At 68.3% G+C, this 14,493-nt stretch carries 11 protein-coding genes; 10 read left to right on the plus strand and 1 reads right to left on the minus strand.

Translation table 11 applies throughout. The features are described from left to right. Window positions 1-15 precede the first annotated feature (15 nt). The 7 genes from ACFOSY_RS31095 (at window position 16) to ACFOSY_RS31125 (ending at window position 10,321) form a co-directional block, all read left to right on the plus strand. The gene (locus ACFOSY_RS31095; RefSeq protein WP_394313358.1) at window positions 16-3,915 is read left to right on the plus strand and encodes a DNA-directed RNA polymerase subunit beta'; all 3,900 of its coding nucleotides are present in this window, start codon (window positions 16-18) and stop codon (window positions 3,913-3,915) included. 190 nt (window positions 3,916-4,105) lie between these two features. Beyond that, window positions 4,106-4,636, plus strand: coding sequence for a DUF1707 and DUF4190 domain-containing protein (locus ACFOSY_RS31100; protein WP_394313360.1), 531 nt, complete (start codon window positions 4,106-4,108; stop codon window positions 4,634-4,636). 326 nt (window positions 4,637-4,962) lie between these two features. Beyond that, window positions 4,963-5,334: a 30S ribosomal protein S12 gene (gene rpsL / locus ACFOSY_RS31105; RefSeq protein ID WP_003948652.1), complete on the plus strand. Its 372-nt coding sequence runs from the start codon at window positions 4,963-4,965 to the stop codon at window positions 5,332-5,334. Between the two features lie 2 nt (window positions 5,335-5,336). Further along, the gene (rpsG, locus tag ACFOSY_RS31110; RefSeq protein ID WP_003998848.1) at window positions 5,337-5,807 is read left to right on the plus strand and encodes a 30S ribosomal protein S7; all 471 of its coding nucleotides are present in this window, start codon (window positions 5,337-5,339) and stop codon (window positions 5,805-5,807) included. Between the two features lie 39 nt (window positions 5,808-5,846). Further along, window positions 5,847-7,973 (plus strand): elongation factor G, encoded by a 2,127-nt coding sequence (fusA, locus tag ACFOSY_RS31115; RefSeq protein WP_394313364.1) that lies wholly within the window; start codon window positions 5,847-5,849, stop codon window positions 7,971-7,973. A gap of 169 nt (window positions 7,974-8,142) precedes the next feature. Then, window positions 8,143-9,336 (plus strand): elongation factor Tu, encoded by a 1,194-nt coding sequence (gene tuf, locus ACFOSY_RS31120; protein ID WP_006130799.1) that lies wholly within the window; start codon window positions 8,143-8,145, stop codon window positions 9,334-9,336. A gap of 514 nt (window positions 9,337-9,850) precedes the next feature. Further along, complete coding sequence (locus tag ACFOSY_RS31125) at window positions 9,851-10,321, plus strand: hypothetical protein (RefSeq protein WP_394313368.1); 471 nt, start codon at window positions 9,851-9,853, stop codon at window positions 10,319-10,321. 72 nt (window positions 10,322-10,393) lie between these two features. On the opposite strand, the gene ACFOSY_RS31130 is transcribed toward ACFOSY_RS31125, so the two are convergent. Continuing rightward, complete coding sequence (locus tag ACFOSY_RS31130; protein WP_394313370.1) at window positions 10,394-11,014, minus strand: TetR/AcrR family transcriptional regulator; 621 nt, start codon at window positions 11,012-11,014, stop codon at window positions 10,394-10,396. A gap of 144 nt (window positions 11,015-11,158) precedes the next feature. Here ACFOSY_RS31130 and ACFOSY_RS31135 point away from each other — a divergent pair, with 144 nt between their 5' ends. The 3 genes from ACFOSY_RS31135 to ACFOSY_RS31145 all read left to right on the plus strand — a co-directional run bounded on the left by ACFOSY_RS31135 (window position 11,159) and on the right by ACFOSY_RS31145 (window position 14,431). Beyond that, complete coding sequence (locus tag ACFOSY_RS31135) at window positions 11,159-12,184, plus strand: aldo/keto reductase (RefSeq protein ID WP_394313372.1); 1,026 nt, start codon at window positions 11,159-11,161, stop codon at window positions 12,182-12,184. Window positions 12,185-12,215: 31 nt separating this feature from the next. After that, window positions 12,216-13,115: an LLM class flavin-dependent oxidoreductase gene (locus tag ACFOSY_RS31140; protein ID WP_394313374.1), complete on the plus strand. Its 900-nt coding sequence runs from the start codon at window positions 12,216-12,218 to the stop codon at window positions 13,113-13,115. A gap of 134 nt (window positions 13,116-13,249) precedes the next feature. Next, complete coding sequence (locus ACFOSY_RS31145; RefSeq protein WP_394313376.1) at window positions 13,250-14,431, plus strand: endo-1,4-beta-xylanase; 1,182 nt, start codon at window positions 13,250-13,252, stop codon at window positions 14,429-14,431. Window positions 14,432-14,493: the final 62 nt, after the last annotated feature.

Genomic DNA, 14,493 nt, shown 5'->3' on the forward strand with positions numbered 1-14,493 from the left:
AGGGATTGACGCATAGTGCTCGACGTCAACTTCTTCGACGAGCTCCGGATCGGTCTGGCCACCGCTGACGACATCCGTCAGTGGAGCCACGGCGAGGTCAAGAAGCCCGAGACCATCAACTACCGCACCCTCAAGCCCGAGAAGGACGGACTCTTCTGCGAGAAGATCTTCGGTCCGACCCGGGACTGGGAGTGCTACTGCGGCAAGTACAAGCGCGTCCGCTTCAAGGGCATCATCTGCGAGCGCTGCGGCGTCGAGGTCACCCGCGCCAAGGTGCGCCGTGAGCGGATGGGCCACATCGAGCTGGCCGCCCCCGTCACGCACATCTGGTACTTCAAGGGTGTCCCGAGCCGGCTGGGCTACCTGCTGGACCTGGCCCCGAAGGACCTCGAGAAGGTCATCTACTTCGCCGCGTACATGATCACGTACGTGGACGAGGAGCGCCGTACCCGCGACCTGCCCTCGCTGGAGGCCCACGTCTCCGTCGAGCGCCAGCAGATCGAGAACCGCCGGGACGCCGACCTGGAGGCCCGCGCCAAGAAGCTCGAGACCGACCTGGCCGAGCTGGAGGCCGAGGGCGCCAAGGCCGACGTGCGCCGCAAGGTGCGCGAGGGCGCCGAGCGTGAGATGAAGCAGCTGCGCGACCGTGCGCAGCGCGAGATCGACCGCCTCGACGAGGTGTGGAACCGGTTCAAGAACCTCAAGGTCCAGGACCTCGAGGGCGACGAGCTGCTCTACCGCGAGCTGCGTGACCGCTTCGGCACGTACTTCGACGGCTCGATGGGCGCCGCGGCGCTGCAGAAGCGCCTGGAGTCCTTCGACCTCGAGGAGGAGGCCGAGAAGCTCCGCGAGATCATCCGCACCGGCAAGGGCCAGAAGAAGACCCGTGCGCTCAAGCGCCTCAAGGTCGTCTCCGCGTTCCTGCAGACCAGCAACAGCCCCAAGGGCATGGTGCTCGACTGCGTCCCGGTCATCCCGCCGGACCTGCGTCCGATGGTGCAGCTGGACGGTGGCCGCTTCGCGACCTCCGACCTGAACGACCTGTACCGCCGTGTCATCAACCGCAACAACCGCCTGAAGCGGCTTCTCGACCTCGGCGCGCCCGAGATCATCGTGAACAACGAGAAGCGCATGCTCCAGGAGGCCGTCGACGCGCTCTTCGACAACGGCCGCCGCGGCCGCCCGGTCACGGGCCCCGGCAACCGTCCGCTGAAGTCGCTGTCCGACATGCTCAAGGGCAAGCAGGGCCGCTTCCGTCAGAACCTGCTCGGCAAGCGCGTGGACTACTCCGCGCGTTCCGTGATCGTCGTCGGCCCGCAGCTCAAGCTGCACCAGTGCGGTCTGCCGAAGGCGATGGCGCTGGAGCTGTTCAAGCCGTTCGTGATGAAGCGCCTGGTCGACCTGAACCACGCGCAGAACATCAAGTCGGCCAAGCGCATGGTCGAGCGCGGCCGCACGGTCGTGTACGACGTGCTGGAAGAGGTCATCGCGGAGCACCCGGTTCTGCTGAACCGCGCGCCCACGCTGCACCGCCTCGGCATCCAGGCCTTCGAGCCGCAGCTGGTCGAGGGCAAGGCCATCCAGATCCACCCGCTCGTCTGCACCGCGTTCAACGCGGACTTCGACGGTGACCAGATGGCCGTCCACCTGCCGCTCTCCGCGGAGGCGCAGGCCGAGGCCCGCATCCTGATGCTGTCCTCGAACAACATCCTCAAGCCGGCCGACGGCCGCCCGGTGACGATGCCGACCCAGGACATGGTCCTCGGTCTGTTCTTCCTCACCACCGACGGCGAGATGCGTGACCTCAAGGGCGAGGGCCGTTCCTTCGCCTCGGTCGCGGAGGCGATCATGGCCTTCGACGCGGGCGAGCTGTCGCTCCAGTCGAAGATCGACATCCGCTTCCCGGTCGGCACCATCCCGCCGCGCGGCTGGACCCCGCCGGCGGCCGAGGAGGGCGAGCCGGAGTGGCAGCAGGGTGACCCGTTCCGCCTGAACACCACCCTGGGCCGCGCGCTCTTCAACGAGCTGCTGCCCGAGGACTACCCGTTCGTCGACTACGAGGTCGGCAAGAAGCAGCTCTCCGAGATCGTCAACGACCTCGCCGAGCGCTACCCGAAGGTCATCGTGGCGGCGACGCTCGACAACCTGAAGGCGTCCGGCTTCTTCTGGGCGACCCGTTCCGGCGTCACCGTGGCCATCTCCGACGTCGTCGTGCCCGAGGCGAAGAAGGAGATCGTCAAGGGCTACGAGGCGCAGGACGAGAAGGTCCAGAAGCAGTACGAGCGCGGTCTGATCACCAAGGACGAGCGCACGCAGGAGCTCATCGCGATCTGGACCAAGGCGACCAACGAGGTCGCCGAGGCGATGAACGACAACTTCCCGAAGACCAACCCGATCTTCATGATGGTGAACTCGGGTGCACGAGGCAACATGATGCAGATGCGTCAGATCGCCGGTATGCGTGGTCTGGTGTCGAACGCGAAGAACGAGACGATCCCGCGTCCGATCAAGGCGTCGTTCCGTGAGGGCCTGTCCGTGCTGGAGTACTTCATCTCCACGCACGGTGCCCGTAAGGGTCTGGCGGACACCGCTCTGCGTACCGCCGACTCGGGTTACCTCACCCGTCGTCTGGTCGACGTCTCCCAGGACGTCATCATCCGCGAGGAGGACTGCGGCACCGACCGCGGTCTGCGCCTCAAGATCGCGAGCCGGGACGAGACGGGCGTGCTCCGCAAGGAGGGCGACGTCGAGACCTCCGTGTACGCGCGCTGCCTCGCCGAGGACATCGTGGTCGACGGTCAGGTGCTGGCCCCGGCCGGCACCGACCTGGGCGACGTCCTCATCGAGGAGCTCGTCTCCCGCGGCGTCGAGGAGGTCAAGACCCGCTCGGTCCTGACCTGCGAGTCCGCCGTCGGCACCTGCGCGATGTGCTACGGCCGCTCCCTGGCCACCGGCAAGCTGGTCGACATCGGTGAGGCGGTCGGCATCATCGCCGCCCAGTCCATCGGTGAGCCCGGCACCCAGCTGACGATGCGTACCTTCCACACCGGTGGTGTGGCCGGTGACGACATCACCCAGGGTCTGCCGCGTGTCGTCGAGCTCTTCGAGGCCCGTACCCCGAAGGGTGTCGCCCCGATCTCCGAGGCCTCCGGCCGCGTGCGGATCGAGGAGACGGAGAAGACGAAGAAGATCGTCGTCACCCCGGACGACGGCAGCGACGAGACGGCGTACCCGATCTCGAAGCGCGCCAAGGTCCTGGTCTCCGAGGGCGACCACGTCGAGGTGGGCCAGCAGCTCACCGTGGGTGCCACCAACCCGCACGACGTGCTGCGCATCCTGGGTCAGCGTGCCGTCCAGGTCCACCTGGTCGGCGAGGTCCAGAAGGTCTACAACTCGCAGGGCGTGTCGATCCACGACAAGCACATCGAGATCATCATCCGGCAGATGCTGCGCCGCGTGACGATCATCGAGTCCGGCGACGCCGAGCTGCTGCCCGGCGAGCTGGTCGAGCGGTCGAAGTTCGAGACCGAGAACCGTCGTGTGGTCCAGGAGGGCGGTCACCCGGCCTCCGGTCGTCCGCAGCTCATGGGTATCACCAAGGCCTCGCTGGCCACGGAGTCCTGGCTGTCGGCGGCGTCCTTCCAGGAGACGACGCGAGTCCTCACGGACGCGGCGATCAACGCCAAGTCCGACTCGCTCATCGGCCTCAAGGAGAACGTCATCATCGGTAAGCTCATCCCGGCCGGTACGGGTCTGTCCCGCTACCGCAACATCCGGGTCGAGCCGACCGAGGAGGCCAAGGCCGCGATGTACTCGGCCGTCGGCTACGACGACATCGACTACTCGCCGTTCGGCACCGGCTCCGGCCAGGCCGTTCCGCTGGAGGACTACGACTACGGTCCGTACAACCAGTAAGCGAGTCGCCTGAACCGCAGGGCGGTCACTCCGTACGGGGTGGCCGCCCTGCGGCGTGTCCGGGGCGTGTGGTGCGGCCGCTCAGGGGCGCGCGGCACGGGCATGGCTGGAACCGAACGCCCCTCACGCTGCGTTCAAGTGGGTGAATACTCATACTGGGACTGTCCGTCCCGGCCCTGGGGAGGCAGCCGTGTCGTATCCGACCCCCTGGCAGGGCGGCCCGCTGCCGGGCCCAGGCGCCCCGTCGATGCTGGCCTCGCACGCGGACCGCGAGCGCGCGGTGGACGTGCTGCGCGCCGGGTACGGGGAGGGCCGCCTGGACCACCCCGAGTTCGAGAAGCGGGTGGCGCGCGCCTACTCCGCGCGCACGGTGGGCGAGCTGTCGCTGCTGGTGGCCGATCTGCCGCAGGGCCCGATGGCACAGCCCATGACACCCCACGGACCGGTGCCGCCGGCGTTCCTGCCGCGGCCGCAGGCCCGCACCAACGGCAAGGCGCTGGCGTCCATGGTGTGCGGAGTGCTGTGCGTGGCGACCGGAGGCCTCACCGGGCTGCCTGCCGTGATCCTCGGGCACATGGCGCAGTCGGAGATACGCCGCACCGGCGAGGCAGGCGACGGCATGGCCCTGACCGGGCTGATCCTCGGCTGGCTGTCGGTGGCCGGCTGGCTGATCTTCCTGGGTCTCTTCGGCCTGCTGGCGGTGGTGGCGACGTCCGGCTGACGGCCGTTGAGGGTCGGTGCGGGAACCGCGCGCACGGCCTGTCCAGGGCCGTCGGAGGAACCGCAAGAAGTCGGGCGTGTCGCGCTCCACTCCATTTGTTTTGACCGGAGTCCGTGAGCTAGGTACGCTCAGACCTTGTGCCTGGGGTGTGCCCTGGCCTTCGTGCGTGCCATCACACCGCACCGGGGGCTGCGAAACGGCCACCGCAATTCAGCGCTTCCTTCTGCCTTGCGGTGGGAGTCCGCCGGATTCGACACACCCGACCGCGTGGGTCGGAGATGTTCCAGGTTAGCTGTACCCATCGGCACACAGAAACCGGAGAAGTAGTGCCTACGATCCAGCAGCTGGTCCGAAAGGGCCGGCAGGACAAGGTCGAGAAGAACAAGACGCCCGCACTCGAGGGTTCCCCTCAGCGCCGTGGCGTCTGCACGCGTGTGTTCACGACCACCCCGAAGAAGCCGAACTCGGCCCTGCGTAAGGTCGCGCGTGTGCGTCTGACCAGCGGGATCGAGGTCACCGCCTACATTCCGGGTGAGGGACACAACCTGCAGGAGCACTCCATCGTGCTCGTGCGCGGCGGCCGTGTGAAGGACCTGCCGGGTGTTCGCTACAAGATCATCCGTGGCTCGCTCGACACCCAGGGTGTCAAGAACCGCAAGCAGGCTCGCAGCCGTTACGGCGCCAAGAAGGAGAAGTAAGAATGCCTCGTAAGGGCCCCGCCCCGAAGCGCCCGGTCATCATCGACCCGGTTTACGGCTCCCCTCTGGTGACCTCCCTGATCAACAAGGTGCTGCTGAACGGCAAGCGCTCCACCGCCGAGCGCATCGTCTACGGCGCCATGGAGGGCCTGCGCGAGAAGACCGGCAACGACCCGGTCATCACGCTGAAGCGCGCTCTCGAGAACATCAAGCCGACCCTCGAGGTCAAGTCCCGCCGTGTCGGTGGTGCCACCTACCAGGTCCCGGTCGAGGTCAAGCCCGGCCGTGCCAACACGCTGGCGCTGCGCTGGCTGGTCGGTTACTCCCGCGCCCGTCGCGAGAAGACCATGACCGAGCGTCTGCTCAACGAGCTCCTCGACGCCAGCAACGGCCTCGGCGCCGCTGTGAAGAAGCGCGAGGACACGCACAAGATGGCCGAGTCCAACAAGGCCTTCGCGCACTACCGCTGGTAGTCGCAGACCCCATCGAGACCGAGAGAAGACTGAAGCCTTATGGCTACCACTTCGCTTGACCTGGGCAGGGTCCGCAACATCGGGATCATGGCCCACATCGACGCGGGCAAGACGACGACCACCGAGCGGATCCTGTTCTACACCGGCGTTTCGTACAAGATCGGTGAGGTCCACGACGGCGCTGCCACCATGGACTGGATGGAGCAGGAGCAGGAGCGTGGCATCACGATCACCTCTGCTGCCACCACCTGCCACTGGCCGCTGGAAGACGTCGACCACACCATCAACATCATCGACACGCCGGGCCACGTCGACTTCACCGTCGAGGTGGAGCGTTCGCTGCGCGTGCTCGACGGTGCCGTGACGGTGTTCGACGGCGTCGCCGGCGTCGAGCCCCAGTCCGAGACCGTGTGGCGTCAGGCGGACCGCTACGGCGTGCCGCGCATCTGCTTCGTCAACAAGCTCGACCGCACCGGTGCCGAGTTCCACCGCTGCGTCGACATGATCTCCGACCGCCTGGGTGCGCAGCCGCTGGTCATGCAGCTGCCCATCGGCGCGGAGGCCGACTTCAAGGGCGTCGTGGACCTGGTCCGCATGAAGGCGCTCGTGTGGTCCGCCGAGGCCGCCAAGGGTGAGATGTACGACGTCGTCGACATCCCGGACACCCACACCGAGGCGGCCGAGGAGTGGCGCGGCAAGCTGCTCGAGGCCGTCGCGGAGAACGACGAAGAGCTGATGGAGCTGTACCTCGAGGGCACCGAGCCCACCGAGGAGCAGCTGTACGCGGCGATCCGCCGCATCACCATCGCCTCCGGCAAGGGTGAGGGCACCACCGTCACCCCCGTGTTCTGCGGCACCGCGTTCAAGAACAAGGGCGTGCAGCCCCTGCTCGACGCCGTCGTGCGCTACCTGCCCTCCCCCCTGGACGTCGAGGCCATCGAGGGCCACGACCCCAAGGACGCGGAGAAGGTCGTCGCGCGCAAGCCGTCGGACGAGGAGCCCCTCGCCGCGCTCGCGTTCAAGATCATGAGCGACCCGCACCTCGGCAAGCTCACCTTCGTCCGCGTGTACTCCGGCCGTCTGGAGTCCGGCACCCAGGTGCTGAACTCCGTGAAGGGCAAGAAGGAGCGCATCGGCAAGATCTACCGCATGCACGCCAACAAGCGTGAGGAGATCGAGTCGGTGGGCGCCGGCGACATCGTCGCCGTCATGGGCCTGAAGCAGACCACCACCGGTGAGACGCTGTCCGATGACAAGAGCCCGGTCATCCTGGAGTCCATGGACTTCCCGGCGCCGGTCATCCAGGTCGCCATCGAGCCCAAGTCGAAGGGCGACCAGGAGAAGCTCGGCGTCGCGATCCAGCGGCTCGCCGAGGAGGACCCGTCGTTCCAGGTCCACTCGGACGAGGAGACCGGCCAGACCATCATCGGCGGTATGGGCGAGCTGCACCTCGAGGTGCTGGTCGACCGCATGCGCCGTGAGTTCAAGGTCGAGGCCAACGTCGGCAAGCCTCAGGTCGCGTACCGTGAGACGATCCGCAAGTCGGTCGAGAAGGTCGAGTACACCCACAAGAAGCAGACGGGTGGCACCGGCCAGTTCGCTCGCGTGATCATCGCGATCGAGCCGATCGAGGGCGGCGACGCCTCGTACGAGTTCGTCAACAAGGTGACCGGTGGCCGCGTGCCGAAGGAGTACATCCCTTCGGTGGACGCCGGTGCGCAGGAGGCCATGCAGTTCGGCATCCTCGCCGGCTACGAGATGACCGGCGTCCGCGTGACGCTGCTCGACGGCGCGTACCACGAGGTCGACTCGTCCGAGCTCGCGTTCAAGATCGCCGGTTCGCAGGCCTTCAAGGAGGCCGCGCGCAAGGCTTCGCCCGTGCTCCTGGAGCCGATGATGGCCGTCGAGGTCACCACGCCCGAGGACTACATGGGTGACGTCATCGGCGACATCAACTCCCGCCGTGGCCAGATCCAGGCCATGGAGGAGCGGGCGGGTGCCCGCGTCGTGAAGGGTCTCGTGCCCCTCTCGGAGATGTTCGGCTACGTCGGCGACCTGCGCAGCAAGACGTCCGGCCGTGCCAGCTACTCCATGCAGTTCGACTCCTACGCCGAGGTTCCGCGGAACGTCGCCGAGGAGATCATCGCGAAGGCCAAGGGCGAGTAAGGGGCTCCGTTCAACGGACTCCGTGACAACGCTTTAGGCTTGACCCCGGAGCCTGCAAGTGGTCGTTCCGCCGTCACCCGGCGGGACGACCCGGGCCCGGGTTTCCCAGCAAAGATCACCTGGCGCCGATGAAGTAAGGCGTACAGAACCACTCCACAGGAGGACCCCAGTGGCGAAGGCGAAGTTCGAGCGGACTAAGCCGCACGTCAACATCGGCACCATCGGTCACATCGACCACGGTAAGACGACCCTCACGGCCGCCATTACCAAGGTGCTGCACGACGCGTACCCGGACCTGAACGAGGCCTCGGCCTTCGACCAGATCGACAAGGCTCCCGAAGAGCGCCAGCGCGGTATCACCATCTCGATCGCGCACGTCGAGTACCAGACCGAGACGCGTCACTACGCCCACGTCGACTGCCCCGGTCACGCGGACTACATCAAGAACATGATCACGGGTGCGGCGCAGATGGACGGCGCCATCCTCGTGGTCGCCGCCACGGACGGCCCGATGCCGCAGACCAAGGAGCACGTGCTCCTGGCCCGCCAGGTCGGCGTTCCCTACATCGTCGTCGCCCTGAACAAGGCCGACATGGTCGACGACGAGGAGATCCTGGAGCTCGTCGAGCTCGAGGTGCGTGAGCTCCTCTCCGAGTACGAGTTCCCGGGCGACGACGTTCCCGTCGTCAAGGTGTCCGCTCTGAAGGCCCTCGAGGGCGACAAGGAGTGGGGCCAGTCCGTCCTGGACCTCATGAAGGCCGTCGACGAGTCGATCCCGGAGCCGGAGCGCGACGTCGACAAGCCGTTCCTGATGCCGATCGAGGACGTCTTCACGATCACCGGTCGCGGTACGGTCGTCACCGGCCGTATCGAGCGTGGTGTCCTCAAGGTCAACGAGACCGTCGACATCATCGGCATCAAGACCGAGAAGACCTCCACCACGGTCACCGGCATCGAGATGTTCCGTAAGCTGCTCGACGAGGGCCAGGCCGGTGAGAACGTCGGTCTGCTGCTCCGCGGCATCAAGCGCGAGGACGTCGAGCGCGGCCAGGTCATCATCAAGCCCGGTTCGGTCACCCCGCACACCGAGTTCGAGGCCCAGGCCTACATCCTGTCGAAGGACGAGGGTGGCCGTCACACCCCGTTCTTCAACAACTACCGCCCGCAGTTCTACTTCCGTACGACGGACGTGACCGGCGTCGTGACCCTCCCCGAGGGCACCGAGATGGTCATGCCGGGTGACAACACCGAGATGAAGGTGGAGCTCATCCAGCCCGTCGCCATGGAGGAGGGCCTGAAGTTCGCCATCCGTGAGGGTGGCCGGACCGTGGGCGCCGGCCAGGTCACCAAGATCGTCAAGTGACGTTCTGACCTGGTAGCTCCTGCTGCGAGCACCTGAAGGGGCCCGCACGACTTCGGTCGTGCGGGCCCTTTTTGTGTGACGCGGCAGCTCGGAGCGTCAACGAGCGCGGCTCGGTTCGCTCGGTCGCATGACCGCTGCCGCATATCCGCGCGGCGTATGCCAGCGCGCCCGTAGCTTCACCTCATGGTCAGCTCATCCCATGAGGCCCTGCACCGGATCTTCCAGAAGGATCCAGGGCTGTTCGCCCGCGCCACCAGACGCCTCGGCGTCGCCTTCCCGCCTCCCGTCTCCACCACCGCACTCTCCACGGACCTCACGGAGACCCGGCCTCTGGAACGGCGGGTGGACACGCTCCTGCAGATGGACACCGAGGACGGCAGTTTCCTCCTGGCGGTCGAGTCGCAAGGCCGTCCGGCCCCGGGGGACGGCCGAGTGGGCCGCCCGGCAGGTCGACATCGGCCCACGTCAGTGGTGCTCGCTCAGCCTGCGCCCTCTCGTCCTCGGACCCGACGACGTGCCGGTGATCGACAGCCCGGACGAAGCCGCTCGCGACATCCCGCTCACGGTCCTGTCCGCGGCGCTGCACCGTCGTGACCCAGGCGCCGATGCCATACTGAACGCGCTGGCCAAGGCACTCAAGGGCTTGTCGGCCGACGACGAGAACACCGCAACCACCTTCATCGAACTCACGGAACAGGGCCTGGGCACGACGCGGGCCGCGGATTTGTGGAGGCATCTCATGGCCGTCGACCTTTCGTTCTTTCAGTCGCAGACCGCGCAGCAGCTCCGGGCGGAGGGCCGGGCGGAGGACCTGCTGGTCCTCCTCGGGCACCGAGGCGTCGAAGTCTCCGAGGCGGACCATGAGCGCATCGTCGACTGCGGTGATCCCGACGTGCTGGGCCTGTGGTTCAGGAGGGCCCTCACCGCGACGTCGACGGCGGAGATCTTCGCGTCGGACGGGGAGGCCGGGGCGGAGGTCGGCTAAGGGTCTCCCGGTCGGGTTTCCGGCGGGGGCGGTAGCCGTCGCCGAGAAACGGGACTGCGCCTCTCGTCGGCGTCAGGGCGTTCGGCGTAGGCCGTCGACCAGGACGGCGGCGAGGCGGCGGGCGTCGTAGGCGGGGTCGTTCTCCGCGCCGATGCAGAGGTTGCCCACGCCGCGCATCAAAGTGAGCGCGGGGATGTCCTCGCGGATGTCGCCGGCTGTCCTCGCGGCGTCGAGCAGTTGGGTGCAGACGGGGACGAGGCGGTCGAGGAAGTACGCGTGCAGGCCCTCGAAGCCTTGCTGGTCGGAGCGCAGGACGGCGGCGAGGCCGTGCTTGGTGACCAGGAAGTCGACGAACAGGTCGATCCACTGACGCAGGGCGTCGTGCGGGGTCGGGGCGGAGTCGAGGAGGGCCGGGCCGGCCTCGGCGCAGGCCTCCACCTGGTGCCGGTAGACGGCGATGATCAGGTCCGCGCGGGTCGGGAAGTGCCGGTAGAGGGTGCCGAGACCCACGCCGGCCCGGGAGGCGATGTCGCGCACCGGGGCCTCCACGCCGGACGTGACGAAGACCGCGGCGGCCGCCTCCAGCAGCGTCTCCTTGTTGCGCCGGGCGTCCTTGCGCCGTGACGCGGCGCTGCCCGCGTCGCCGTCCTTGCCGTCCCTCTGGTTCACCGCGTCGTCCTCCACCTCACGCATGCCTCCGCATGGTCTCACGCACGCCCGAGGGCGCCTCCGCGTGCCCGGGTCGCCGGTACCACTGGCGAAACGGAACGTTGTTCCGTATCGTAGAACGCGTACCGGAACCTTGTTCCGTTTCCCTGCCCGTGAGGAGACCACGGCATGCAGTACCGCACCCTCGGCCGCACCGGCGTCCAGGTCAGCACCCTCGCTCTCGGAGCGATGAACTTCGGCGCCATCGGGCGCACCACGCAGGAGGAGGCCACCGCCATCGTCGACGCGGCCCTGGAGGCCGGCGTCAACCTCATCGACACCGCCGACATGTACGGCGAAGGCCAGTCGGAGGAGATGGTCGGCAAGGCCATCGCCGGCCGCCGCGACGACATCGTGCTGGCCACGAAGGCGACCATGCCGATAGGGGAGGAGCGCAACCATCGCGGCAGCTCACGCCGCTGGCTGTTCACCGCCCTGGACGACAGCCTGCGCCGCCTCGGCGTCGACCACGTGGACCTCTACCAGATGCACCGCTGGGACCCGACGACCAGCGACGAGGAGACCCTGTCCGCCCTCACCGACCTCCAGCGCGCGGGCAAGATCCGCTACTTCGGCTCCTCGACCTTCCCCGCGTACCGCATCGTGCAGGCGCAGTGGGCCGCCCGCGAGCACCGGCTGAGCCGCTACGTGACCGAGCAGCCCAGCTACTCGATGCTCCAGCGCGGCATCGAGTCCCACGTCCTGCCCGTGACGGAGGAGTACGGCATGGGCGTACTGGCGTGGTCCCCGCTGGCCTCGGGCTGGCTGTCGGGGGCGGTGCGCAAGGGCCGGGACGTCGCCACCCACCGCTCGGCGATCCTGCCGGAGCGCTTCGACCCCTCGCAGCCCTACAACCAGGCCCGGTACGACGCCGTCGAGCGGCTGGCCCGGGTCGCCGACGAGGCCGGGCTCACCCTGATCCAGCTCGCCCTCGGCTTCGTCACCACGCACCCCGCCGTCACGGCCGCGCTCATCGGCCCCCGCACGGTGGAGCACCTCCGGTCGCAGCTCGCCGCCGCGGACACCGTGCTGTCCGCCGACGTCCTCGACGCGATCGACGAGATCGTCGCCCCCGGCACGGACCTGGCCCCCGGCGAGAAGTTCGACACCCCGCCCGCGCTGCTCGACGCCTCCCTGCGCCGCCGCCGTCACTGACCACCGCTCCACCGGAAGGGGGCCTCGGCCCATGTCCGACACGACACACCCGCCCGCCCGGCCGGGACGGCCCAGCTTCGGCATCATGACCGCGCCCATCCAGGTCGGCTACGACGACCTCGTCCGCGTCTGGCGCGAGGCGGACGAGGTGCCCGAGATCGAGCACGCCTGGCTGTTCGACCACCTCATGCCCATCTTCGGCGACCCCGAGGGGCCCGCCTTCGAGGGCTGGACGCTGCTGGCGGCCCTCGCGGCGCAGACGCGGCGGCTGCGGCTGGGCGTCATGGTCACCAGCAACCGGTTCCGGCCGCCCGCCCTGCTCGCCAAGATCGCGACGACCGTCGACATCGTCTCGGACGGCCGGCTCGACTTCGGTATCGGCGTCGGCTCGCGCCCGCATCCGCCCGCGGCGTGGCGCGAGTACCCCGCCCACGGGCTGCCGTTCCACGACCCGGCGCAGGCGGTGGCCGGCCTCGCCGAGGCCTGCGCGCTGATCAGGCGGCTGTGGACGGAGGACAAGCCGTTCGACTTCCACGGCGAACACCACCGGCTGACGGGGGCGTTCGGCAACCCCAAGCCGGTGCAGCGCCCGCATCCGCCGATCCTCGTCGGCGGCCGGGCCTCCGCGACGCTGCGCGTGGCCGCCGAGCACGCCGACCTGTGGAACATCCCGGGCGGCGACATCGACGACGTCGTGCGCCGCAGCGCCCTGCTGGACCGGTACTGCGCCGACATCGGCCGCGACCCCGCGTCGATCGTCCGGTCGATCCACCTCCCGGTCGACACGGACCGGCCCGACGCCGTACGGGAGGCGGTGGGGGAGGCGCTGGAGGCGGGGTTCCGGCACGTCGTGCTCGGGCTGCCGGCGCCGTTCCCCGAGGGCATCGCCCGGTGGGTGGCGGAGGAGGTGATCCGCCCGTCGGCGGGATGAGCGCGGCGAAAACCCCGCGCGTGCACGGGTATTGACGCGCCGCTCGGCAGAACCGTACCGTCCGCCCATCCCTAATGTTTCGTATCTGTCTTCGAAACATTCGAGAACGACGAGACGGGAATGAGAGCCCCCGCATGAGACCCCTTCGTTTCACCACCGTGGCCCTCGCCACCGCGGCACTGGCCCTGCCGCTCCTCGGCGGTTCCGCGTCCGCCGCGGCGCCGGGCGGTCCCAAGCCGCCGCCGCACTCCCACGCCTCGCACGACCGGCTGCGCGCGGCCGCCCCCGAAGGTTTCGTGATCGGCACCGCGGTCGCGGGCGGCGGCCACCACCTGGAGCAGGACTACCCGGACCCCTTCACGCACGACAACGAGTACCGGAAGGTCCTGGGGCGGGAGTTCAGCTCGGTCTCGCCCGAGAACCAGATGAAGTGGGACTACATCCACCCCGAGCGCGACCGCTACGACTTCGGGCAGGCGGACGCGATCGTCGAGTTCGCCCGCAGGAACCACCAGGTGGTGCGCGGACACACGCTGCTGTGGCACAGCCAGAACCCGGCGTGGCTGGAGCAGGGCGACTTCACCAAGGCCGAGCTGCGCGACATCCTGCGCGAGCACATCACCACGGTGGTCGGCCGGTACAGGGGCAGGATCCAGCAGTGGGACGTGGCGAACGAGATCTTCGACGACCAGGGCAATCTGCGGACGCAGGACAACATCTGGATCCGTGAGCTCGGTCCGGGGATCGTCGCGGACGCGTTCCGCTGGGCGCACAAGGCCGACCCCAAGGCGAAGCTGTTCTTCAACGACTTCAACGTCGAGAGCGTCAACGCCAAGAGCGACGCCTACTACGCCCTGGTGAAGGACCTGCGCGCGCAGCGGGTGCCGGTGCACGGCTTCTCCGTGCAGGGCCACCTGAGCACGCGGTACGGCTTCCCCGGCGACCTCGCCGACAACCTGCGCCGCTTCGACGCGCTGGGCCTGGAGACCGCGGTCACCGAACTGGACGTACGGATGGACGTCCCGGAGGGGTCGCTCCCGACGCCGGCGCAGGAGAAGCAGCAGGCCGAGTACTACCAGCGGATGCTCGAGGGGTGCCTGGAGGTCGACGGCTGCAACTCGTTCACCATCTGGGGCTTCACCGACAAGTACTCGTGGGTCCCGGTGTTCTTCCAGGGCGAGGGCTTCGCGACGGTCATGACGGACGACTTCACCCGCAAGCCGGCGTACTACGCAGTGCGCGACACGCTGAAGGAGGCGGCCCTGGAGGACGACTGCAGGAAGCACGGGAAACACCACAAGCACGGGAAGGGCTGAGAACGCCCGGCGGGGGCGCCCCCGGCGGGGACGGCCCCGCCGTCTTGTTCCAGAGGGCCCGG

The organism is Streptomyces lusitanus (assembly GCF_042647945.1).
Classification (GTDB): Bacteria; Actinomycetota; Actinomycetes; order Streptomycetales; family Streptomycetaceae; genus Streptomyces; species Streptomyces pseudogriseolus.

Coding starts and splice junctions, on each gene's coding strand:
- rpsG (WP_003998848.1), top strand. CDS start 5,337: ATGCCTCGTAAGGGCCCCGCCCCGAAGCGCCCGGTCATCATCGACCCG.
- fusA (WP_394313364.1), top strand. CDS start 5,847: ATGGCTACCACTTCGCTTGACCTGGGCAGGGTCCGCAACATCGGGATC.
- ACFOSY_RS31130 (WP_394313370.1), bottom strand. CDS start 11,014: ATGCGTGAGGTGGAGGACGACGCGGTGAACCAGAGGGACGGCAAGGAC.
- ACFOSY_RS31135 (WP_394313372.1), top strand. CDS start 11,159: ATGCAGTACCGCACCCTCGGCCGCACCGGCGTCCAGGTCAGCACCCTC.
- ACFOSY_RS31140 (WP_394313374.1), top strand. CDS start 12,216: ATGTCCGACACGACACACCCGCCCGCCCGGCCGGGACGGCCCAGCTTC.
- ACFOSY_RS31145 (WP_394313376.1), top strand. CDS start 13,250: ATGAGACCCCTTCGTTTCACCACCGTGGCCCTCGCCACCGCGGCACTG.